The sequence below is a fragment of the Microbacterium plantarum genome (assembly GCF_035231185.1).
Classification (GTDB): Bacteria; Actinomycetota; Actinomycetes; order Actinomycetales; family Microbacteriaceae; genus Microbacterium; species Microbacterium plantarum.
On sequence record NZ_CP141117.1, the window covers coordinates 2938729 to 2961923 of the forward strand.

17 protein-coding genes are annotated in these 23195 nt (G+C 71.9%); 8 read left to right on the forward strand and 9 right to left on the reverse strand.

The annotated features are described in order from the left end of the window. Positions 1–13: 13 nt before the first annotated feature. On the reverse strand, positions 14–469 hold the full coding sequence (locus tag VC184_RS14185) for a VOC family protein (protein WP_282501571.1): 456 nt from the start codon (positions 467–469) through the stop codon (positions 14–16). Positions 470–569: 100 nt separating this feature from the next. Here VC184_RS14185 and VC184_RS14190 point away from each other — a divergent pair, with 100 nt between their 5' ends. Then, positions 570–1544 (forward strand): helix-turn-helix transcriptional regulator, encoded by a 975-nt coding sequence (locus tag VC184_RS14190; protein WP_282501572.1) that lies wholly within the window; start codon positions 570–572, stop codon positions 1542–1544. Between the two features lie 23 nt (positions 1545–1567). Here VC184_RS14190 and VC184_RS14195 read toward each other — a convergent pair whose 3' ends face one another. Both VC184_RS14195 and VC184_RS14200 read right to left on the reverse strand, forming a co-directional pair. Beyond that, positions 1568–3487, reverse strand: coding sequence for a M3 family metallopeptidase (locus VC184_RS14195; protein ID WP_282501573.1), 1920 nt, complete (start codon positions 3485–3487; stop codon positions 1568–1570). 26 nt (positions 3488–3513) lie between these two features. Continuing rightward, positions 3514–4125 carry an NUDIX hydrolase family protein gene (locus VC184_RS14200; RefSeq protein ID WP_269268189.1) on the reverse strand — a complete coding sequence of 204 codons (612 nt, stop codon included), beginning with the start codon at positions 4123–4125 and terminating at the stop codon, positions 3514–3516. 57 nt (positions 4126–4182) lie between these two features. Here VC184_RS14200 and VC184_RS14205 point away from each other — a divergent pair, with 57 nt between their 5' ends. The 4 genes from VC184_RS14205 (at position 4183) to VC184_RS14220 (ending at position 12514) form a co-directional block, all read left to right on the forward strand. After that, positions 4183–4836 (forward strand): alpha/beta hydrolase, encoded by a 654-nt coding sequence (locus VC184_RS14205; RefSeq protein WP_282501574.1) that lies wholly within the window; start codon positions 4183–4185, stop codon positions 4834–4836. A gap of 216 nt (positions 4837–5052) precedes the next feature. Beyond that, the gene (locus tag VC184_RS14210) at positions 5053–6723 is read left to right on the forward strand and encodes an ABC-F family ATP-binding cassette domain-containing protein (protein ID WP_282501575.1); all 1671 of its coding nucleotides are present in this window, start codon (positions 5053–5055) and stop codon (positions 6721–6723) included. Between the two features lie 189 nt (positions 6724–6912). Beyond that, positions 6913–11748: an Lhr family ATP-dependent helicase gene (locus VC184_RS14215; RefSeq protein ID WP_323986689.1), complete on the forward strand. Its 4836-nt coding sequence runs from the start codon at positions 6913–6915 to the stop codon at positions 11746–11748. Beyond that, positions 11741–12514 carry a DNA-formamidopyrimidine glycosylase family protein gene (locus tag VC184_RS14220; RefSeq protein WP_114588815.1) on the forward strand — a complete coding sequence of 258 codons (774 nt, stop codon included), beginning with the start codon at positions 11741–11743 and terminating at the stop codon, positions 12512–12514. The genes VC184_RS14215 and VC184_RS14220 overlap by 8 nt, the downstream gene beginning before the upstream one ends. Before the next feature lie 35 nt (positions 12515–12549). On the opposite strand, the gene VC184_RS14225 is transcribed toward VC184_RS14220, so the two are convergent. Next, entirely contained in the window at positions 12550–13197 is a 648-nt protein-coding gene (locus tag VC184_RS14225; protein WP_112617752.1) for a YitT family protein, read from the reverse strand. Between the two features lie 230 nt (positions 13198–13427). On the opposite strand from VC184_RS14225, the gene VC184_RS14230 reads away from it, so the two are divergent. Beyond that, positions 13428–13835, forward strand: coding sequence for a UDP-3-O-(3-hydroxymyristoyl)glucosamine N-acyltransferase (locus VC184_RS14230; RefSeq protein WP_023953942.1), 408 nt, complete (start codon positions 13428–13430; stop codon positions 13833–13835). Positions 13836–13857: 22 nt separating this feature from the next. Beyond that, on the forward strand, positions 13858–14619 hold the full coding sequence (locus tag VC184_RS14235; protein WP_323986692.1) for a LysR substrate-binding domain-containing protein: 762 nt from the start codon (positions 13858–13860) through the stop codon (positions 14617–14619). A 28-nt stretch (positions 14620–14647) separates the two neighbouring features. On the opposite strand, the gene VC184_RS14240 is transcribed toward VC184_RS14235, so the two are convergent. Further along, a complete protein-coding gene (locus VC184_RS14240; RefSeq protein ID WP_112617750.1) occupies positions 14648–14947 on the reverse strand; it encodes a hypothetical protein in 300 nt (99 codons plus the stop codon). A 75-nt stretch (positions 14948–15022) separates the two neighbouring features. Between VC184_RS14240 and VC184_RS14245 the strand changes: the two genes are divergently transcribed. After that, positions 15023–15748 (forward strand): glutamine amidotransferase-related protein, encoded by a 726-nt coding sequence (locus VC184_RS14245; protein ID WP_282501579.1) that lies wholly within the window; start codon positions 15023–15025, stop codon positions 15746–15748. Positions 15749–15866: 118 nt separating this feature from the next. Here the strand turns inward: VC184_RS14245 and VC184_RS14250 are convergent, their stop codons facing one another. The 4 genes from VC184_RS14250 to glgX are packed head-to-tail and all read right to left on the reverse strand — an operon-like array spanning position 15867 to position 23098. Then, positions 15867–16718: a tryptophan-rich sensory protein gene (locus tag VC184_RS14250; protein WP_282501580.1), complete on the reverse strand. Its 852-nt coding sequence runs from the start codon at positions 16716–16718 to the stop codon at positions 15867–15869. Between the two features lie 31 nt (positions 16719–16749). Next, the gene (gene treZ / locus VC184_RS14255; protein ID WP_282501581.1) at positions 16750–18486 is read right to left on the reverse strand and encodes a malto-oligosyltrehalose trehalohydrolase; all 1737 of its coding nucleotides are present in this window, start codon (positions 18484–18486) and stop codon (positions 16750–16752) included. Next, positions 18483–20888: a malto-oligosyltrehalose synthase gene (treY, locus tag VC184_RS14260; RefSeq protein WP_323986694.1), complete on the reverse strand. Its 2406-nt coding sequence runs from the start codon at positions 20886–20888 to the stop codon at positions 18483–18485. The genes treZ and treY overlap by 4 nt, the downstream gene beginning before the upstream one ends. After that, positions 20885–23098: a glycogen debranching protein GlgX gene (gene glgX / locus VC184_RS14265; RefSeq protein WP_323986696.1), complete on the reverse strand. Its 2214-nt coding sequence runs from the start codon at positions 23096–23098 to the stop codon at positions 20885–20887. The genes treY and glgX overlap by 4 nt, the downstream gene beginning before the upstream one ends. Positions 23099–23195 lie beyond the last annotated feature (97 nt).

Consider the following 23195-nt stretch of genomic DNA (forward strand, 5'->3'; position numbering starts at 1 on the left):
GGCTCTCGTGCGCTCAGGCGGCGGTGACGCTGAAGCTCCACGTGACGCCGAACCGGTCGGTGAGCATGCCGAAGCCCGCGCTCCACGCCGACGCGGCGAGGGGCTCGACGATGACGGCATCGGCGGCGAGCGCGTCCCACGGGCCGCGGAGCTCGTCGAGGCTTTCGGAACCGACCGAGACGAAGAACGCCTGATCGGTGATGGTGGCGTTGTCCTGACGGCGCGTCGCACCGCCGCCGGCGATCGATCCCTCTGTGCTTCCCGGGATGTCGTACGCCATCACACGGAAGCCGGTGCTCCCGGCGACGAGTCCGAAGACGACGGCATCCGCGCCGGGGAGGTCTGCGGGCATGCCGACCTCGGCGTACGTCGTGATCGAGACGTGTCCGTCGAAGGCGGCGCCGTAGAACTCGAGTGCCCGACGGGCGTCGCCGCGGAAGTTGAGGTGAGGGGTGGTGTGGATGGTCATCGCTGCTCCTGAGGAAAGGGCCGGCCCGATCGGCTCGACGCCCTCACCCTGACAGCCCTTCCGGTCAGTTTCTGTCCGCAAGGGCGGATACGGTGGGGCGATGACGACGACCTCCCGGTTGCTGACCCTGCTGTCGCTCCTGCAGGCCCGCCGCGACTGGCCGGGCGGAGTGCTCGCCTCGCGGCTGGGGGTGAGCGATCGCACGGTGCGACGTGACGTCGAGCGACTGCGCGAGATGGGATACCGCATCCAGGCGACGACCGGCCTCGACGGCGGGTACCGGCTCGAGGCCGGCAGCGAGCTGCCGCCCCTCCTGTTCGACGAGGACCAGACCGTCGCGGTGACCCTCGCCCTGCGAACCGCTCCCGCCCTGGGCGCGGGCATCGGAGAGGCCGCGGCACGCGCGCTCGCCACGATCCGGCAGGTCATGCCCTCGCGACTCCGGCATCGCCTCGACGCCCTGGCTCCGACCGTCGTGGGCCGCCCGGGGGATGCCGCCGCCGCGGACGTCTCGCTCGAGGTTCTGTCGACGCTGGCGAACGCGATCCGCGACGGTGTCACGGTGCGGTTCGACTACGGCGAGGCGGGCGATGCGGATGCCGTGGGGTCCGCGCCGACCCGACGCGCGGAGCCGCATCATCTCGTGGCGTCGGGCGGCCGCTGGTATCTCGTCGCGTGGGACCTCGACCGCGACGACTGGCGCCTGTACCGGGCGGACCGGGTCCGTCCGCGGCTTCCGGCCGGCGCCCCGTTCACGCGCCGCGGCGTGCCCGGCGGCGACGTCGACGCGTTCGTGTCGGCACGCTTCCGCGGGTCGGACTCGGCCGCATGGCCCTGCCGCGGCTCCGTCGTGCTGCACCTGCCGGCATCCGCGGTCGCGCCGTTCGCGGGCGATGGCACGGTCACCGCGCTCGACGACGGGCACTGTCGGCTCGAAGCCGGGTCGTGGTCATGGACCGCGCTCGCGGCCTCGTTCGGGCGGTTCGACGCCGAGCTCGAGGTCGTCGGTCCGCCCGAGCTCGCCGACGCGTTCGCGTTCCTCGCCGCGCGCTACGCCCGCGCTGTCACCACCTGACGGATCACCGGGGAGGCCGCCGCTCAGGCGCCAGCGAGCCAGGCCCGGTAGGCGTCGAACGAATACGGGCGGCCGAGGAAGTCGGCGACGAGGTCGGCCGCGTCGCGGCTGCCACCCGGCTCGAGGATGCGCTCGCGGTAGCGGGTCGCAACGGCCGGGTCCATGAGCTCGTCGCCGAACGCCGAGAGCAGGTCGCGGGCGATGACGAGGCTCCACTGATACGTGTAGTAGCAGGCGCCGTATCCGGTGAGGTGGCCGAAGCCCGCGTACGTGTGCCCGTTCGGCAGCGGGTGCACCGGCGACGACGCGCGGTACCAGCCCTCGACGGCCGCCTGCAGGTCGCTCGGCCGCTCGACGTGCAGGCCGTACGAGACGTTGGCGTGCCCGAGCTGGCGGGTCACCTCGAGGGCGCGACCGAAAGCGTCGGCCACCCGCATCCGCTCGACGAGGTCGGCCGGGATCGGCTCGCCGTCGGCGTTGCGCGCGAACGTCGCCAGCACGCCGGCATCCCACGCCCACTCCTCGAGCAGCTGGCTCGGCGCCTCGACGAAGTCCCACTCCGTCTCGATGCCGCTGAAGTCGGCCCAGACGGCGTCGGCGCCGCCGAGGATGCCGTGGACGAGGTGCCCGAACTCGTGGAAGAACGTCACGACCTGGTCGTGCTCGAGGAGTCCCCGCGAGAAGTTGCAGAGCAGTACGCCCTCGGGAAGCGAGCGGCCCGCGATGCCGGGCGCGAGGTTGAAGCACGCGGCGTGGTTGTACTTTCCCTCGCGCGGGTGAAGATCGAGGTGGATCCGACCGAGCCGGCGCTCGCCGCGGACGACGTCGTAGCTGCGGACGTCGTCGTGCCAGGCACCCGCGTCGACGGGGACGTAGGCGACGTCGAGCAGTCGCGCCGTGACATCGAGCACGCCCGCCAGGACGTTGTCGAACGCGAAGTAGGCGCGCACTGCCTGCGCGTCGACGGCGTAGTCCTCGCGCTTCAGCGCGCTGAGGAGGTACCAGAGGTCGGCCGCGGTGACCGCCTCGGCATCCGGCTCGTCGACGCGCAGCCGCGCGAGCAGCCGGTCGTACTCAGCGGCGGCGGCCTCGCGCGTCGCCGCGTCGATGTCGTCGAGGAACGACCGGATCGCCGCGCTCGAGCCGATCATGCGCGTTTCGGTCTCGTAGTCGGCCCAGTCGCCGTAGCCCAGCAGCTCCGCGCGCTCGGCGCGCACGGCGAGCAGTTCGGCGAGCACGGGGTCGTTGTCGGGCCAGGCGAGGTCGTTGTAGACCGACAGCAGTGCCGTGCGCGTCGACCGGCGCACCGCGAACTCGCGCACCGGCATGAGGTCGGTGTACTCGGTCGTGAGGGTGATGAGGCCCTCGTCGTCGACCGGGTGAGCGTCGATGAAGTCCTGCGGCAGCCCCTCCAGCGCGTCGGCGGGGAGCTTCAGCTCGCGCCGGCCGTCGCGGATGTTGCGCGAGAAGGTCAGCGAGAGCTCGGTGTCACGCTCGGCCAGCGCCCGCAGCCGTTCGCGTGTCGCCTCGTCGCGGTCGACGCCGCCGCGGCGGAAGTCGCGCTGGATGTGAGCGAGCAGGCGGCGGGCGGCGGCATCCAGCCCGTCGGTCGCGAGGCCGTCGAAGACGGCGAAGAGAGCGGGGTCGAGCGCCCGCTCGGAAAGCAGGGCGTCGATGGCCTGCACCCGGGCCTCGGCGGCAACGCGGACGTCGGCATCGGGGTGCGACTCGCTCAGCAGGGATGCCTCGGACGCCGCCTCGGCGATCGCGATCGACGCCTCGTTCCACAGCTGCAGACGGGCCAGGGGCGACAGCTCACGCCCCGCGATCAGCTGCGAGTCGACCTCGCGGACGCGGGCGATGCGGGCGTCCGGGCGCTCGGCGGCGAACGCGAGCCATCCGGCGGTGTCGGCGGGGAAGGCGAGGGGCTTCGGATCGGTCATGACCCGAGCCTACGCAGGAGCGGGCCTCAGCGAAGAGCACCCACCGAGGCGAGCGCGAGGCGGATGAGCGTGCCGCGGCCACCCTCCATCTCGGCGGCGAGGGCGTCGGATGCCGCTTCCACGGGGTCGAGCCATGTGACCTCGAGAGCATCCTGACGGGGCTCGCACGTGCCCGTGACCGGCACGACGAAGGCGAGCGACACGGCGTGCTGGCGGTCGTCGTGGAAGGGGCTGACCCCGGGGATCGGGAAGTACTCGGCGACCGTGAAGGGCGTGGGCGACGCGGGCAGGAGCGGGAAGGCCATGGGCCCGAGGTCGTTCTCGACGTGCCGGAACAGTGCGTCGCGGATCGTCTCGCCGTAGCGCACGCGGCCCGAGACGATCGTGCGCGTCATCTCCCCGACCGGCGTGGCACGGAGCAGGATGCCGACCTGGGTGACGGCCCCGAGCCCGTCGGTGCGCACCGGCACCGCCTCGACGTAGAGCATCGGCAGCCGGCGGCGCGCTTCGGTGAGCTCCACATCGCTGAGCCAGGCCGGGTTCGTGGCTCCGCCGCCCGGGGCTCCGCGCAGCGGGTCGGCCGGGAGCGACGACTCGCCGCGCTCGTCGGGATCGGGATCGGGGGTGCGCACGGCCATGCCTCATGTATACCAATGACCCCCGGCGGTGTCGGATGAGGCTGGCAGGATGGTCGCATGTCGCCCGATCCGGTCCTCGATCCTGCGGCCGTGCGCTGGTCGGCCGCTCCCGCCGACCGCGGTCGCCGCCCGTTACTGGTGATGGTGCACGGCTACGGCTCGGATGAGAACGATCTGTTCGCCCTCGCGCCGCACCTGCCGGCCGAGTACGTCGTGGCTGCGGTCCGCGCCCCGCTCACCCCGCGCTTCCCCACGCCGGGGTGGTCGTGGTACCCGATCGAGGGCCTGAACGGTCGCGATCCGCACGCGGCGACGGCATCCGCCCGCGCGCTGACGGCGTGGATCGACGCGGAGCGGGGCGATGCGGCATCCGTCGGGCTGCTCGGCTTCTCGCAGGGCGGGGTCATAGCGATCGAGGCGCTTCGCCTGCGCCCGGACGACTACGCGTTCGCCGTCACCCTGTCGGGCTACGCCAATCCTGGCGATCTCGACACCGACGCCGAGCTCGCCGAACGCCGCCCGCCCGTGTTCTGGGGCCGCGGGGCGCTCGACGACGTCATCCCGCCCGCACTCGTCGCACACACGGCGCAGTGGCTGCCCGGCCGGGTCGACCTGAGCGGCCGCGTCTACCCCGATCTCGGACACGCCGTCTCGGCGGAGGAACTGCGCGACGTCGCGACGTTCCTGCACAAGCAGCTCCCGTCGGCGTAGACTTCCCGGGCCCCTGTCCCGAGTGTGAGGAACGACCGTTGATCGGTTTCGACGCGACCGCGCTGTGATCCCGCGCTGATCCGTCGACCCTTCGGGCGTCCGACCTGGCCAGCGCATTCTCCGATTTCCGCGCTGGCCGCCGGACCGTTCCACCCCCGGTCGGGGTGTCCTCGGTGTCGGTCGTGCCCGCGCCCGACGACATCCGAGGAGGCAGTCATGCCCCATCCCGCTCCCGCGGTCGTCCTCGACCGCATCACCCTCATCCACCCCGACGGCACTCCCGCCGTGCGGAACACCTCCGGAACCTTCGACACCGGGCGAACCGGCCTCGTCGGCCGCAACGGCTCGGGCAAGACCACGCTGCTGCGGCTGATCGCGGGCGAGCTCGCGCCGACCTCCGGCTCGGTCACCACGTCCGGACGGGTCGAGCTGCTGCCGCAGCGCTTGACCCTCGACGTCGGGCGGCGCGTCGCCGACCTGCTCGGCGTCGCTCCCGTCGTCGACGCCGTGCGCGCCGTCGAGTCGGGAGACGTCCACCCGCGCCACTTCGAGACGATCGGCGACGACTGGGATGCCGAGGCACGAGCGGTCGCCGCGCTGACCGCGGCCGGTCTGCCGCCGGGAGCGCTCGACCGCCGCGTCGGAGAGCTCTCCGGCGGTGAGGCGGTTCTCGCGGCACTCGTCGGCGTGAGACTGCGCGGAGCCGAGATCGCGCTGCTCGACGAGCCGACCAACAACCTCGACCGCGACGCGCGCGAGCGGGTCGGCGAGCTCGTGCGAGCGTGGCGGGGTGCGCTCATCGTCGTCAGCCACGACACCGCGCTGCTCGAGCTGATGGACGACACCGCCGAGCTCTACGGCGGGGCGCTCGATACGTTCGGCGGGCCGTACTCCGAGTGGCGAGCCTGGCGCGACGACGAGCAGGCGGCGGCGCGCGCCGCGGAGACCGCCGCGGCGGCGGCCCTCCGGCGCGAGCGGCGCGACCGGGCCGAGACCGAGACGAAGCTCGCGCGGCGTGCCGCGATGGGAGCGAAGGCGCAGCGCGAGAAACGCGTGCCCGGGATCGTCGCCGGCAACCGCGCGTCGGCCGCGCAGGTGTCGGCGGGTCGCGCGCGCGGCGAGGCATCCGATCGGGAAGCCTCGGCTCGGGCGGCCCTCGATGCGGCAGGGCGGCGGGTCCGCGACGACGACGCCGTGCGGATCGACCTGCCCGATCCCGGCGTCGCGGCGAGCCGGCGCCTCGCGACGATCGGCGACGGCGAACGCTCGTGGGTCGTGCAAGGGCCCGAGCGTGTCGCGCTCGTCGGGCCGAACGGCGCGGGGAAGACGACGCTGCTCGAGGTGCTGGTGCGGTCGGCGGACGCTAACTCCTCAGAATCAGGTGCTGCGGCATCCGATCGTCGCTCGGGCGGCCCCGGCGCGCCCGATCTGAGGAGTTATGGCACGGCGGTCGCGCATACCGACCGCGTCGGCTACCTGTCGCAGCGGGTCGACGGGCTGCGGGACGAGGCGACGGTGCTCGACAGCGTGCGCGCGGCCGCGCCCGCCGCCACCGACGTCGAGCTGCGGAACCGGCTCGCGCGATTCGTGCTGCGCGGCGACACCGTGCTGCGCCCGGTCGCGGCACTGTCGGGCGGGGAGCGGTTCCGGCTGGCCCTGGCCTGCGAGCTGCTGGCCGATCCCCCGCCGCAGCTGCTCGTGCTCGACGAGCCGACGAACAACCTCGACCTCGACACGGTCGAGCAGCTCGTGCAGGCTCTCGCCGCCTACCGCGGTGCCGTGCTGGTGGTCAGCCACGACGATGGCTTCCTCGCCCGCCTCGCGCCCACCCTGATGCTCGAGCTGCGCGACGGCCGGCTGAGCGAGGTCCCGCCGGCTGGCCCGTGAACCGAGGTCCCCGTTGGGCCGGTGTCACCGTCGAGGTCCCAGTTGGGCCGGGGATCTGCGCCCGATTCCCGGCTCAAGTGGGACCTCGCGGGGTAGCGCGCGGGCAGCGGGGCACGGCGGGACCTGGCACGGCGGATGCCGCGGGCGCAAGGCCGCGCCGATGTCGGAGGTCCGCGCGAAGATGAAGGCATGGCCGATGTGCTCGCCCGATTCTCCGCGCCCACCGCGGACTGGTTCCGCGGCGCGTTCTCGAAGCCCACGTCGGCGCAGGCCGGTGCGTGGGACGCGATCTCCGCCGGCAAGCACGCCCTCGTGGTCGCGCCGACCGGGTCGGGCAAGACTCTGTCCGCGTTCCTCTGGGCGATCGACCGCATCTTCCGCGACAAGGTGGCGGCCGGCCCCGTCGACGACAAACCGGCGAAGCGCAGAAAGGCGGATGCCGCGCCGGCCGACACCCGTGTCCTGTACGTCTCACCGCTGAAGGCGCTGGGCGTCGACGTCGAGCGAAACCTGCGGTCGCCCCTCGTCGGCATCGGACAGTCGGCGCGCCGCCTCGGTCAGCCCGTCCCCGACGTGACGGTCGGAGTGCGATCGGGCGACACCTCCTCAGCCGACCGGCGCGCCCTGGTCGCCCGACCGCCCGACATCCTCATCACGACGCCCGAGTCGCTCTACCTCATGCTCACCTCGCAGGCATCCGAGACACTGCGCGGCGTCCACACCGTCATCGTCGACGAGGTGCACGCCGTGGCGGCCACGAAGCGCGGTGCGCACCTGGCCGTGAGCCTCGAACGCCTCGACGCGATCCTCGAGAAGCCGGCTCAGCGCATCGGTCTCTCGGCCACGGTCCGTCCCATCGACGAGGTGGCGCGCTTCCTCGGCGGCGCGGCCCCCGTCGAGATCGTCGCACCGAAGGCGTCGAAGGCGTTCGACCTGAACGTCGTCGTGCCGATCCCCGACATGCTGCATCCCCCGGCCCCACCCGGCGCCGAGGATGCGGGTGCCCCCGGCGCTCCGGGCGGTCGCGATGACGGAGACGACGAGGGGGACGACGACGATGGCGACGGCGCCTGGTACCGCGCCCCGCAGGCGACGGAGGTCACGGGGTCGGTCTGGCCCCACGTCGAGGAGGCGATCGTCGACCGCATCCTGAAGCACCGCTCGACGATCGTGTTCTCGAACTCGCGCAGGCTCGCCGAACGCCTGACCGGACGACTCAATGAGATCTACACCGAGCGTCTCGGGGGCGACCTTCCCGAGCCCGCGGTCCCCGCGGGCATGATGGCGCAGGCCGGGGCCTCCGCCGGCGCCGAGCCGGTACTCGCGAAGGCGCATCACGGCTCGGTGTCGAAGGAGCAGCGCGCCCAGGTCGAAGACGAGCTGAAGTCGGGTGTGCTCCGCTGCGTCGTGGCGACCTCGAGCCTCGAGCTCGGCATCGACATGGGGGCCGTCGACCTCGTCATCCAGGTCGAAGCACCGCCGTCGGCGGCATCCGGACTCCAGCGCGTCGGACGCGCCGGCCACCAGGTCGGCGAGGTCAGCCGGGCGGCGCTGTTCCCCAAGCACCGCGGCGACGTGCTGCACACCGCGGTCGTGACCGAGCGGATGCTGGCGGGCAAGATCGAGGCGATCGCGGTTCCGCAGAATCCCCTCGACATCCTCGCCCAGCAGACGATCGCCGCGTGCGCGACCGGCACGATCGAGGTCGAGGCCTGGTTCGAGACGGTGCGGCGCAGCGCCCCCTTCCGTACGCTCCCCCGCTCGGCGTACGAAGCGACGCTCGATCTGCTCGCAGGCCGCTTCCCCTCCGACGAGTTCGCCGAGCTGCGTCCACGCCTGGTCTGGGACCGCGATCAGGGCACGCTCACGGGGCGCCCGGGAGCGCAGCGCATCGCGGTTACGAGCGGTGGCACGATCCCCGACCGCGGTCTGTTCGGCGTCTTCGTCGCCGGCGAGAGCCGTAACGCGCGCGTCGGCGAGCTCGACGAGGAGATGGTCTACGAGTCGCGCGTCAACGACGTCTTCACGCTCGGCACGACCAGCTGGCGCATCGTCGAGATCACTCATGACCGGGTCAACGTCGTGCCCGCGTTCGGCCAGCCGGGCAAGCTCCCGTTCTGGCACGGCGACGGACTGGGGCGTCCCGCCGAGCTCGGCGAGGCGCTGGGGAAGTTCAGCCGCGAGGTGTCGGCGGCCGGTCCCGAGAAGGCGTCCGAGCGGTTGCGCGAATCGGGGCTCGACGACTACGCGATCGAGAACCTCCTGGCGCATCTCGCCGAGCAGCGCGAGGCGACCGGCAGCCTACCCACCGACCGGACGCTGACCGTCGAGCGCTCCCGCGACGAGGTCGGCGACTGGCGCGTCATCCTGCATTCCCCGTACGGCATGCACGTGCACGCTCCGTGGGCGCTGGCCGTCAACGCACGCATCCGCGAACGTCTCGGGGTCGAAGGCGCAGCCGTCGCGAGCGACGACGGCATCATCGCGCGGGTCCCCGACGCGGCTGCCGAACCGCCCGGCGCCGACCTCTTCGTCTTCGACGCCGACGAGCTCGAACAGATCGTCACGGACGAGGTCGGCGGATCGGCGCTGTTCGCCTCGCGCTTCCGCGAGTGCGCGGCGCGGGCCCTGCTGCTGCCGAGGCTCAACCCCAACAAACGCGCGCCGCTCTGGCAGCAGCGGCAGCGCTCGGCGCAGCTGCTCGAGGTCGCGCGGCGGCATCCGTCGTTCCCGATCATCCTCGAGACGCTTCGCGAGGTGCTGCAGGACGTCTACGACCTTCCCGCACTCCTGCGCATCACCCGCAGCATCGCCGACCGCCGCATCCGCCTCGTCGAGACGACGACATCGCAGCCGTCGCCGTACGCCCGCGATCTGCTCTTCGGCTACGTCGGCGCCTTCATGTACGAGGGCGATTCGCCGCTCGCCGAACGCCGCGCCGCGGCCCTGTCCGTCGATCCCGCGCTGCTGTCGGAGTTGCTCGGCAAGGTCGAGATGCGCGAGCTGCTCGACCCCGAGGTCATCGCGCAGTTCGAGCGCGAGGCCCAGCGTCTCGCTCCCGACCGACGCGCGCGCGGGGTCGAGGGCGTCGCCGATCTGCTCCGCATCCTCGGCCCGCTCGACCCCGGGGAGGTCGCAGCCCGCCTCGAAGACTCCGCGGGCACCGGGACCGGCACCGGCACAGCGGAGGAAATCGGCACAGCGGCGGATGCGAGCGCCGCGCCCGCTCCTCCGGACGGCGAATCTCCTCCCGAGCACCGGGTCGCCGAGGCCGCCGACCTGCTGCAACAGCTCGTGACCGCCCGCCGCGCGATCCCGGTCACGATCGCCGGCGTGCAGCGCACCGCGGCGATCGAGGATGCCGGCCGCCTGCGCGACGCACTGGGCGCGGCGCTCCCCGTCGGAATCCCCACCGCCTTCCTCGAGCCGGTCGTCGACCCGCTCGCCGACCTCGTCGCACGGCACGCCCGCACCCATGGGCCGTTCCGCACCGCGGACGTCGCGACGCGGCTCGGCATCGGCACCGCCGTCGCGCGTCAGACACTGCAGCGGCTCGAGTCGCAGGGGCGCATCGCGAGCGGTTACTTCCTGCCTGAGACCTCCGGCAGCGAGGCCGACGACCTCGAGTGGTGCGATTCCGAGGTGCTGCGCCGGCTGCGGATGCGGTCGCTCGCGGCTATCCGGGGCAGCGTCGAGCCGGTATCGCCCGAGGCGTTCGCGCGGTTCCTGCCCGTGTGGCAGCACGTCACCCGGCCGCTCGAGGGCGTCGACGGCGTCGCCGCCGTGATCGAGCAGCTCGCCGGTGTGCCGATTCCTGCGAGCGCCTGGGAGTCGCTCGTCCTGCCCTCGCGCGTGCGCGACTACGCACCCGGGATGCTCGACGAGCTGACCGCGACGGGCGAGGTGGTCTGGTCGGGGCACGGCACCCTGCCCGGGCGCGACGGCTGGATCGCGCTCCATCCCGCCGACATGGCGCCGCTCACCCTGGCGCTGGCCGACGCCGACTCCGAGGCCGACGAGTCGTCGACGTCGGGCGACCTCGACGTGCGCATCCTCGAAGCTCTCGCCGTCGGCGGCGGCTGGTTCGCGGGGCAGCTCGTCGCCGCGATCGGCGCCCCCAACGAGCAGAGCGTGCTCGACGCACTCTGGCGTCTCGCGTGGGCGGGCCGCCTGACGAACGACACGTTCACGCCGGTCCGATCCCTCCTCTCGGGCGGTTCGCAGGCACACCGCAGCGCCCGCCGCACACCGCGGTCCCGCCTGTATCGCGGCACACCGCTCGCGCGCCCCACGACGCCGGCGGCGCCGCGCCCGTCGACGCTCGGCGGCCGGTGGTCGCTCCTGCCGGCCGTCGAGCCCGATCCCTCGCTCCGCGTCACGGCATCGGCGGGGCTCCTGCTCGACCGCTACGGCGTCGTCACCCGGGGCAGCGTCCAGTCCGAGGGGGTTCCCGGCGGTTTCGCGCAGGTCTACCGCGTTCTCGCGGGCTTCGAAGAGGCGGGCCACTGCCGCCGCGGCTATGTCATCGAGACCCTCGGCGCCGCGCAGTTCGCGGCATCCGTCACCGTCGACCGCCTGCGCGAGTTCGCGGCGCTCCCCGACCCGCCGCCGCGGCGTGCGGTCACGCTGGCCGCGACCGACCCGGCGAATCCCTACGGTGCAGCCCTCGGCTGGCCGGCGCTCGAGGGCGTCTCGCATCGACCGGGCCGGAAGGCTGGCGGCGTCGTGGTGCTCGTCGACGGCGCACTCGTGCTCTACCTCGAGCGCGGCGGGCGTTCGGCGCTCGCCTTCACCGACGACGAGGAGGTGCTGACCGCGGCCGCAGCCGATCTCGTGAGGACGGCGCAGGCACGCCGTCTCGACACGCTCACCGTCGAGCAGGTCAACGGCGAGTTCGTCTACAACACCCCGACCGGGCGGGCGCTGCGCGCAGGCGGTTTCGTCGAGTCGTCGCGCGGCCTCACGCTGCGCCGGCTGACCGCGGGCTCACGGGCGGCGATGTCCGGAAGCAGCGAGCGTGCCTGAGGGCGACACCGTCTTCCGAGCCGCGCGGAAGCTGGGTGAGGCGCTCGTCGGACAGGAGGTCACCCGCTTCGACATCCGTGTTCCCGGCAGCGCGACAGCCGACCTGCGCGGTGAGACCGTCTCGTCGTCGATCGCCCGCGGCAAGCACCTGCTGCTGCGCATGGGCGCATTCAGCCTGCACTCGCACCTGAAGATGGAGGGTCGCTGGCACGTCTACCGCCACGGCGAGCGCTGGCGGGCACCCGCGTTCCAGGCCCGCGCGATCGTCGGAACGCGCGATCGGGATGCCGTCGGCTTCGAGCTCGCGATGGTCGAGGTCCTTCCCACCGCCGACGAGGATCGCCTCGTCGGCCACCTCGGGCCCGACCTGCTCGGCCCCGATTGGGATCTGGCCGAAGCGGTGCGTCGCGTGAGCGCCGACTCCCGAGCCGCACACGTCGCCCTGCTCGACCAGCGGAACGTCGCCGGCTTCGGAAATGTCTACGCGAACGAGCTGCTCTTCGTGCGCGGCATCCTGCCCATGACCCCCGCCACCGAGATCGACGCGGCCGCCGTGCTCGAGACCGGGTACCGGATGATCCACGCCAATCGCGATCGCGCGGCGCGCACCTTCACCGGCAACGACCGGCCCGGGCAGCGGATGTGGGTTTACGGCCGCGAGAACAAGCCCTGCCGCCGGTGCGGGACGCTGATCCGCGCCGGCGAGATCGGAGCGCTGCCGACGAGCGAGCGGAACATCTTCTGGTGCCCGCGCTGCCAGAGCTGAACCCCGCCGGGCCTGGAGCGATCCGACGCTTGCACTCAGCGGCCGATGTACCGACCGGGGCGGTGGTTCAGGACGAGCACGACGCTCAGCACGACCGCTCCGGCAGCACTGAGCAGCACCGCCGGCCACGGCAGCACCAGCAGCGCGGACGCGATGATCACGACGTCGAAGATCATCTGGGTCCATCCCGCACTGAAGCCCATGCGCTCCTGCAGCACCAGGGCGATGATGTTGACCCCGCCGAGGCTCGAACGGTGGCGGAACAGAATCAGCAGCCCGACGCCGGCGAGCAGGTTGCCGCCCAGCGTGCCGTAGATGGGTTCGATGCTCGCGAACTGCAGCAGGTGCTGGTGCACGAAGGTGAACGCCGAGACCAGGCCGATCGAGACGAAGGTGCGGATCGTGAACGACACCCCCTTCTTCCACAGGGCCAGCGCCGCGAACGGCGCGTTCACGACTGCGAACAGCACCGGGAACGACCATCCGGTCGCGTAACCGAGAAGCAGCGCGAGGCCCGCGGTGCCGCCGGTCACCGAGCCCGACGACTGCAACAGGTAGAGGCCGAGGGATGCCACGAATGTGCCGGTCACGATGCCGAGCAGATCCTCCGCGCGGGTGTGGCGCGTGAGCGCCGCCTCGAACACGAGGGAAGGTCCGGTCGACGGTGCGCGAGAAGGCTCCACCCGCCCATCCTCGCAAACCGGGGCGCGAGTGGAAGCAAGCCCCGCGGCGGCGGCATGTTATCGCGCGAAGGTCAGCTCGCACACCCCTTCGACCTCGGCGGCTGCGCATCGCACGCTTGTTCCAGCAAACCGGTCGACCTGCCGCTCCGAATGATTCGTGGGAATGAAAACGCGGGTCGCGGGGTTGTTTCCAGTACTCAGTACCGGACCCGGAACTGTCGGAGGGGATCGTGGGCAAGAACTACATCGACATCGAGAACGACCGCGGAGAGACGCTGCGTTACCGCAAGCACGCGAACGGTCGGGGCTTGATCGCGAACGGGGCCAAGGTGCACCCGACCGCACTGGTCGAAGCAGGCGCCTACGTCGAACCCGGAGTCCAGGTCGCGGCGGGCGTTCACATCGGCCGGGGCGTGTGGATCGAGCGCGAAGCCGTCATCGGCCCGAACGTCGAGATCGCACCGCACGCGCACGTCGGCTCCGGCGCCGCCATCGGTCCGCGGGCGAAGATCGGCATCCGTGCCTTCATCGGAGCGCACGCGCACGTCGCCGGTGGCTCGCTCATCGGCGACGACGAGAACATCGCCGACGGCGAGCACGTGGCGACCGACCAGCGCGGACTGCGTCTGGCCGCCTGACCCGCCGGGATACGCTTCAGGCATGACACCCGGACGTTCCTCGGGCCGCCCCGCTCGTAGCGGCGGCCGAGGCGGCGGTGCCCCCGGGCGCCGCGGCGCCCCGGCATCCGGGCAGCGGTCCGTGGCCCGCAAGGCAGACCGCACCTCGGGAACCCGCCGCGAGTCGGATGCCGCCGCACCGGACCTGAGCGGCCTCGGCGCTTTCCGCCTCGGAGCGGCCCCGGGTGCCACGCCCGGCAAGTGGATCGACGTGTGGAAGCAGCGGATGCCGGCGAACCCGGTCGATCTCGTCTCCCTCGAGTTCGTCGACCAAGCCGCCGCCCTCGCGAGCGGTGAGGTCGACGCCGCCCTCGTGCGGCTTCCGATCGAACGCGCTGGGTTGAGCATCATCCCGCTCTACGACGAGATCACGGTCGCCGTGTGCAGCGCCGACTCGTCCCTCACCGTCGCCGATGAGCTGACCCTCGCCGACCTCGCCGGGGAGGTCGTCATGGTGACCGGTGATGACGCTCTGGGTATCGAGGTCCCCGGCGCCATCGCCCCCGCCTTTTCCGCCATTGCCACGACGGGTGACGCGGTCGCGACGGCGGCCACCGGCGTCGGCATCGTGCTCGTGCCGATGTCGCTCGCGCGACTGCATCACCGCAAAGACACCACGTACCGGCCCGTGGTCGACGCTCCGACGTCGACGGTCGCGCTCGCCTGGCCGACGGAGGCGACCACGCCGCTGGTAGAGACGTTCATCGGGATCGTGCGCGGCCGTACCGCGAACTCCTCGCGCTGACGCGCACCGCCAGCGCCGGTCGCCCGAATCACGCCCCGTGCAGCCGCCGCGCCCCGTCGGGGATCGCACCCGCAACCGGAGTGCGGCTCAGCAGGGCGGCGGCGTCGATCGGGTCGTCCGGCGCGGCGGCATCCGGATCCGCCTCGAGCTCGACCACGACGGGAGCGGGCAACCGGATCGCCGTGCGAGCGTCCCGCGCCCGCGACTCGATGCCGGCCGCGTCGACGGGGCGGCGCACCCGCCAGCCCCGGCGCGCGGCGGCGACGTCGAGCCGGTCGAGCACCGCGATGAGCTCGCTGGGGTCTGAGATGATCACGCGGGCGGTCATCCGGCCATTGTCCTCCGCTCGTCACGGAAGGTCATCCCCACCGGGTCGGCTCGGCGGGAACCATAGACTTTCGGCATGGCCCCGCTCGTGTACGTCTGCGTGCGCCCGCAGCAGGCGGCCGCGGACGCGGAGTACGCATCTTTCCGCACCGCCATGGGCCTCGACGAGTCCCAGCTCGAGCGCATCGATCTGACGCGCGACGCCCTGCCCGCGGACGCGTTCACGCGCTGGCGCGGCTTCGTCGTCGGCGGCAGCCCCTTCAACGCCACTGACGATCCCGGCGCGAAGCCGGAAGGCCAGCTGCGCCTGGAGGCCGACCTCGCGCGCATCGTCGAGGCGGCGGCATCCGCTCGGACGGCGGCGCTGTTCACCTGCTTCGGCATCGGCGTGGCCACGACCTACCTCGGCGGCACGATCTCTCGCGACTACCCCGAGGACACCGGCCCGACCGACGTGACCCTGACGGAGGCCGGCCGGGTCGACCCGCTGCTGGGCTCGCTCTCCCCGACCTTCGCCGCGCTCACCGCGCATAAGGAGGGGACGCAGACGCTTCCCGCCGGGGCGGTGCTCCTCGCCACGAACAGCGCCTGTCCCGTGCAGGCCTACCGCGTGGGAGATCGCCTGTACGCGACGCAGTTCCACCCCGAGCCGACGCCGCAGGACTTCACCGAGCGCATGACGATCTACCGCAACGACGGCTACTTCGACGCGGCGGACTACGACCGCGTCGCGGCCCGCGTGCTCGCGGCCCCCGTGACCGAGCCGAGCCGCTTCCTCGCCGCGTTCGCCGCGACGTTCTGACGCCGGGCGCGATACAACCGTCGGATCGGTGGTGCGGATGTCGCCTCCGACGACGTTCGAGGCGACACCAGCACCATGGGTCCGACGAATGTATCGGCGCGGCCGGTCAGGCGACCGGTCAGGCTGTGCGGGTGCGGCGCAGGATGCCGCGGTGCTCGCGGCCGTTCGAGCGCCAGGCCGTCACGGCTGCGGCGGCGACGACCACGACGATGACGGCGATGGCGGCGATGGCCACCGGCGTCGAGTGGGGCTGATCGGTCGTGCGGGCGATGGCCACCCACGCCAGGCCCCACGACAGCGCGATGATCGGCGAGGGGCGCCCGCGCGAGAAGGCTGCGATGCCCACGCCGACGGCGGCCACGAGCACGAGCACGGCCACACCCCACACGTCGGCCTGCATGCCCCACGACTGGGGGACGGTGCGGCTGAGCCACGCCGTGACGTTCGCGACCGTCGCCAGCGAGACCCATCCGAGGTGCAGGCCCACCGTGGCGTCCATGAGCAGCCGGTCGCCGACCGACTGCGGCCGCGAGCGCACCAGCAGGTGGAACGTCCAGCCGAGCGCGGCGAGGAGCGCCACGATCGCGACGACCGTCAGCGGCAAGGTCGTGAACTGCGCCGCGAGCAGCCATCCCCCGTTGAGCACGGCGGTCAGCGCGATCCACCATCCCACGAGCCGCTGCCGGTCGCGGGAGCGCTGCGCGGGCAGCGCCTGCCAGATCGTGTAGCCGATCATGAAGAGGTAGATGACCGACCAGATGCTGAACGCCTGAGTTCCCGGCGCGAGCACCGTCGAGTCGGCGTCGAGCGCGCCGCCCTGCAGATCGCGCACGTTCGTCCCGCCGAAGAGCCCGGTCCCGACCATCGCGGCGATGATCATGAAGACGACGGCCGAGATGACCGCGATCTGCCGGACGAGGTCCGACGACTTCTGCGGAGGGCGGGCGGCGTGGTGCGCTGTGGTGCTCATCCCTTCACGGTAGATCCGACCCCGCGGCCGGTCATCCGCTTGACAGATCCGGCCCCACGATGACGGCCGAGTTCGGCTCGACGACGAGCAGATCGTCGACGATCCGGCTCGGCAGCGTCTCGAGCCACACCACGTCGCCGTTCGGCTCGACCCGCCACGGCGCCTCGGAGAGGTTCACGAGCACGCGTGCACGACCTCGCTGGAGGTCGTAGAGCCGGCCGCCCTCACCTTCCGCCGCACCGGCACCGCGCGCGGTGAATCGCGGGTCGGTCAGGTCGGGCACCGAACGGCGCAGCCGTCCGAGCTCGCGGTACAGCGCGAGCAGGCGAGCGTGGTCGCCTTCGCCGACCTCCGTCCAGTCGAGCTTCGACCGCAGGAAGGTCGCCGGATCGTTGGGGTCCGGAACGAGGTCCTCATCCCAGCCCATCTCGGCGAACTCCTGCTTCCGTCCGGCAGCGGTCGCCTCGGCGAGCTCGGGCTCGGGGTGCGACGTGAAGAACTGCCACGGCGTGGACGCGCCCCACTCCTCGCCCATGAACAGCATCGGGGTTCCCGGCGCGGTCAGCGTCAGGACGGCCGCGACGGCGAGCCGGTCGGCGTCGAGCGTCGCCGACAGCCGATCGCCCGCCGCGCGGTTGCCGATCTGGTCGTGGTCCTGCGCGAAGGTCACCAGCCGCCACGACGGCGACTCGGCCGGAATCGGACGGCCGTGCTCGCGGCCCCGGAACGACGAGTAGGTGCCGTCGTGGAAGAAGCCCGAGTTCCAGGTCTTCGGCACGGCGTCGAGCGCGTCGAAGTCGGCGTAGTAGCCGCCCGTCTCGCCCGTGAGCGCGACGTGCACGGAGTGGTGCCAGTCGTCCGACCACTGCGCCGTCATCCCGTGCCCGCCCGCCTCGCGCGGCAGGATCATGACGGGGTCGTTCATGTCGCTCTCGGCGATGAGCGTCAGCGGGCGCCCGAGGTGCGTGCCGAGCGCGTCGACGCGGTCGGCGATCTCGCCGAGGATGTGAACGGGGCTGTCGTCGTCGTGCAGCGCGTGCACGGCGTCCAGCCGCAGCCCGTCGACGTGGAAGTCGCGCAACCACATCTCGGCGTTGCCGATGATGTACTCGCGAACGGCATCCTCGTCGAGATTCACGCTGTCGCCCCACGTGTTGCGGCGACCGTCGCGAAGATACGGACCGTACTCGGGCAGGTAGTTTCCCGAAGGCCCGAGGTGGTTGTAGACGACGTCCTGGATGACGGCGAGACCGGCCCCGTGCGCGGCATCGACGAATCGGCGGTACGCGTCCGGCCCGCCGTAGCTCTCCTGGACGGCGTACCAGAGCACCCCGTCGTAGCCCCAGTTGTGGGTGCCGTTGAAGGCATTGACCGGAAGGAGCTCGATGTGGGTCACGCCGAGCTCGACGAGATGGTCGAGGCGCCCGATGGCGGCGTCGAGCGTGCCGGCGCTCGTGAAGGTGCCGATGTGCAGCTCGTAGATGATGCCGCCGGCGAGCGACCTTCCCGTCCAGGCCTGATCGGTCCACGCGAACGACGACGGGTCGTCGATCGCCGACAGACCGTGGACGCCGTCAGGCTGCCGCCGCGAGCGCGGGTCGGGGCGCGCGTCGTCGCCGTCGCCGAGGACGAAGCCGTACCGATCGCCCGGGCCGAGGTCGACGTCGGCCGACCACCAGCCGTCCGCCGAGCGCGAGAGCTCGACGTCCGCGGCATCCGGCCGTCGCAGCCGCACCCGCTCGGGGCGCGGCGCCCATACCTCGATCATGCGTTCTTCCCTTCGGCGGTCGGACGTTCGGCGGCGAGCAGCGCCACCGGGTACGTGTCGAGCAGGTCGGCCAAGCGCACCGCGCCGCCGTTCCAGGCATGGCCGGTCAGCTGGTCGACGTGGCGCCCCGGCGGAACCATCACGACTGTGCCGCCCCATCCGCCGCGCGCGGCGAGGCCGACGGGCAGGCGCGTCGCGACGGTGACGGCGCCGCCGCGGTCGAAGGCGATCGCGTGGTCGGCGGCGGAGCCGACGACCGGCAGCGGGGCGTAGCGCGTGAACAGTTCGGGACGATCGCGACGCAGGCGGAGCGCTCGCGACACGACGAGGAGCTTCGCCGCACCGGAGTCGTCGATCTCGGGATGCCATCCGCCGTCGAGCTTCGTGAGCAGCTCGCGGCGCTCGGCGAAGTCGACGTCGCGACGATTGTCGGGGTCGACCAGCGAGAGGTCCCACAGCTCGGAGCCCTGATAGACATCGGGCACCCCGGGCGCGGTCAGCTGCAGCAGCTTGGCGGCGAGGGAGTTCGAGCGCCCGGGAGGCGTCAGCTCACCGACGACCTCCTCGACCACCGCGCGGGCCTCGCCCGAGGTGGCGGCATCCACCAGCGCGGCGATGCGGGCTTCGGCATCCTCGTCGGGGTCCGTCCAGGTCGTGACCATGCCGCCCTCGCGCGAGGCTTTCTCGGCGTAGTCGCGAAGCCGCTCGGGCGACGCGGGCCACGCACCGATGATGGCCTGCCAGAGCAGGTCGTCGAGGCGGCCGTCGCCGGTCGAGGCGATCGCCCGCAGGCGTCCGAGGGCGTCGGACCAGCGGTCGGGCAGCTCGGCGATGACGGACAGCCGGGCGCGGACGTCTTCGCTGCGCTTGGTGTCGTGGGTGCTCAGCGCCGTGAGGGCCTGCGGCCACATCGCCTGACGGTTCGCCTGCGCGAGGTGGAAGCCCGCGACGTCGAGGGCGAAGACGCCCGGGTCGCCGCCCACCTCGGTGAGCGTGCCGAGACGCGGATAACGGTAGAACGCACTGTCTTCGACGCCCTTGGCCATGACCGGCCCGGTCGTCTGACCGAAGCGGCGGCTCAGCTCGGTGTCGCCCGCCGTGACCAGCGGGGCGAGGGTCGCGATCGCGTCGGCGAGATCGGGGCGGGATGCGGATGCCGCGGCCACCGCCTCGGCGACGAGCTCGTCACCCACCGGCGGATAGACGCGGTACACCGAGAAGCTCGTCAGGAGTTCGGCGAACGCGTCGCGCGCGACATCCGCTCCCAGCGCTTCGCGCACCTCCTCGGGCAGGCAGCGCACGAGACGCCCCACCTCTGCGGCCTGCAGCGTATCAGCGACCGCACGCTTGGCCCCGCGCACGATCTCGTCGTACGACGCGGGGGCATCGTCCGAGCGGAGCGCGGCGTCGAGCTCGTCGAGTCGACCCTCGCCGGCCGGATCGATGAGCACACGGTCGATCTCGGCCATCGCGTCGTACCCGGTCGTACCCGCGGTCGGCCACCAGGACGGCAGCTGCTCGGCGTGATCCGTGGCGGCGTGCTCGAGGATCTTCTCGACCACGACATACGCGCCGCCGGTCGCCTCGGCGAGCTGCTCGAGATACCCGCCGGGGTCGGCGAGGCCGTCGGGGTGGTCGATGCGGAGGCCGTCGGCCAAGCCCTCGCGCAGCCAGCGGAGGATCTCGACATGGCTCGCCTCGAAGACCGCCGGCACGTCGACGCGCACACCCGCGAGCGTGTTCACGGCGAAGAAGCGCCGGTAGTTCAGCTCGGTCGCGTCGTCGCGCCAGAACGCGGCACGCCAGTGCTGCGCGGCGAGCACAGCATCCACGGTGGCGGGGTCGGTGGTCGCCGCCGCGGGTGCGGTTCCGTCGGCGAGCGGCAGCACGTGGTCGTAATAGCGGGCGACACCCTCGGCGCCGTTCGCCTCGTCGGCCGTCACCGGCGCGACCTCGATCTCACCGGCGGCGACGGCTTCGCGGAGCGTGGAGCCGAGGATCGGCAGGCCGACCTTGCCCCCGCCGTACTCCCAGTCGATGTCGAACGCCTCGGCGTGGACTGATGCGCGACCGTGTCGGAGGACGTCCCACCACCAGGGGTTCTCGGCCGGAACCGCGACGCCCTGATGGTTGGGCACGATGTCGACGAGCACACCGAGTCCGGCACCGCGGGCGGCGGCCGAGAACCGCGCGAGCCCCTCGGCGCCGCCGCGGCGCGGGTCGACGATCGTCGGGTCGACGACGTCGTAGCCGTGGTCCGACCCCTCCGCCGCCGCGAGCAGCGGAGAGAGGTAGGCCCAGTCCACGCCGAGGTCACGGAGGTAGTCCGTCACCTCGGCGGCCGCCGTGAGGTCGAACGCCGGTCGGATCTGCAGCCGGTAGGTCGAGATCGGAGCCGTCATCGGCCCGTGACCTCGGGGGTCGGCGCCTCGGCGGGAACGATGTCGATGGGCGTCGTGTACCCCGCGAGCGAGGCCGCCACCGAGTGGTCGGTCTCGGGCTCGGGCTCGGTGTACTCCCCCAGGACGACGAGCGACTTGGCACGGACCTGCAGCGCGTTGCCGCCCTCGAGCGGGTCGGTGCCGACGAGCTCGCCGCTCGTGTCGATCAGCACCTCCCATCGGTCCGCGTACTGGTCGGAGGGCACGGTGAACTCGACCTCGTCGTCACCGGCGTTGAACAGCACGAAGAAGTGGTCGTCGGAGATGTCCTCACCGCGCCGGTCGCGCTCGCGGATGCCGTCGCCGTTGAGGAAGACGCCGACCGCCCGCCCGAACCCGGAGTCCCAGTCCTCGGGCTGCATGGCGGTGCCGTCGGGGCGCAGCCACACGATGTCGGGAAGCGGCGCACCCTCTTCGCGGCGTACGGGACGACCGTCGAAGAAGCGGCTGCGCCGGAACGTCGGGTGCAGGCGCCGCAGTCGCGCGAGAGCCGCCGTGAACTCGATGAGCGGCTGGTCGACCTGGTCCCAGTGGATCCACGTCAACTCATTGTCCTGCGCGTAGCCGTTGTTGTTGCCCTGCTGCGTGCGTCCGAGCTCGTCGCCGTGACAGATCATCGGCACGCCCTGGCTGAGCAGCAGGGTCGCGAGGAAGTTCCGCTGCTGGCGAGCGCGCATCGTCAGCACGTGCGGGTCATCGGTAGGGCCTTCGACGCCCATGTTGTACGAGCGGTTGTGCGACTCGCCGTCGCTGCCGTCCTCGCCGTTGGCGTCGTTGTGCTTTTCGTTGTACGACACGAGGTCGCGCAGCGTGAAGCCGTCGTGCGCGGTGACGAAGTTGATGGATGCCACCGGCCACCGGCCGTCGTGCTCGTAGAGGTCGGCCGAGCCGGTGAGCCGAGAGGCGAACTCGCCGAGCGTCGAAGCCTCGCCGCGCCAGAAGTCACGGACGGTGTCGCGGTACTTGCCGTTCCACTCGGTCCACTGCGGCGGGAAGTTGCCGACCTGGTAACCGCCGGGGCCGATGTCCCACGGCTCGGCGATGAGCTTGACCTGCGAGACGATCGGGTCCTGCTGCACGAGCTCGAAGAACGCCGACAGCCGGTCGACGTCGTAGAACTCGCGCGCCAGCGTCGCCGCGAGGTCGAAGCGGAAGCCGTCGACGTGCATCTCGGTCACCCAGTAGCGCAGCGAGTCCATGATCAGCTGCAGTGCGTGCGGGTTGCCGACGTTGAGGCTGTTCCCGGTGCCGGTGTAGTCGGTGTAGTAGCGCTTGTCGTCGTCCTCGAGCCGGTAATAGGCCTCGTTGTCGATGCCGCGCATCGAGAGGGTCGGGCCCATGTGGTTGCCCTCGGCGGTGTGGTTGTAGACGACGTCGAGGATGACCTCGATGCCGGCGGCGTGCAGCGCCTTGACCATCGCCTTGAACTCCTGCACCTGCTGGCCGTGGTCGCCCGTGGCCGAGTAGGTGTTCTGGGGCGCGAAGAACGCGATCGTGTTGTAGCCCCAGTAGTTCGACAGGCCCTTCTCCTGCAGCGTGGAGTCGTTGACGAACTGGTGCACCGGCATCAGCTCGATCGCCGTGATGCCGATCTTCTTGAGGTGGTCGATCACGGCGGGATGCGCGAGCCCGGCGTAGGTCCCGCGGATGTCCTCGGGGATGTCGGGGTGCAGCTGCGTCAGGCCCTTCACATGAGCCTCGTAGATGACGCTTTCGGCGTAGGGGATCTTCGGCTGACGGTCGCCCGCCCAGTCGAAGAACGGGTTGACGACGACGCCCTTCATCATGTGAGCGGCCGAATCCTCGTCGTTGAACGAGTCCGGCTCGCCGAAGTTGTAGCCGAACACCGGCTGTCCCCAGTCGATCTGACCCTCGACGGCCTTGGCGTACGGGTCGAGCAGCAGCTTGCTCGGGTTGAACCGCTTGCCGTCGGCCGGGTCGTTCGGACCGTGCACGCGGTAGCCGTAACGCTGCCCCGGCTGCACGTTCGGCAGGTAGGCGTGCCAGACGAAGGCGTCGACGTCGCGCAACTCGACGCACGTCTCAGTGCCGTCCTCATCGAAGAGGCAGAGCTCGACTTTCTCGGCGCCTTCGCTGAAGAGGGCGAAGTTCGTCCCGTTGCCGTCGTAGGTCGCTCCGAGCGGATACGCGGAACCCGGCCATGCCTGCATGTGATCTCCCCTGTTCGTGAGGCTCACACTACTCAGGCCGAATCACGCGACCCGGTGCCCTTGACAAGCGCGCGGCGGGAGTCCGTTCTCAATGAGG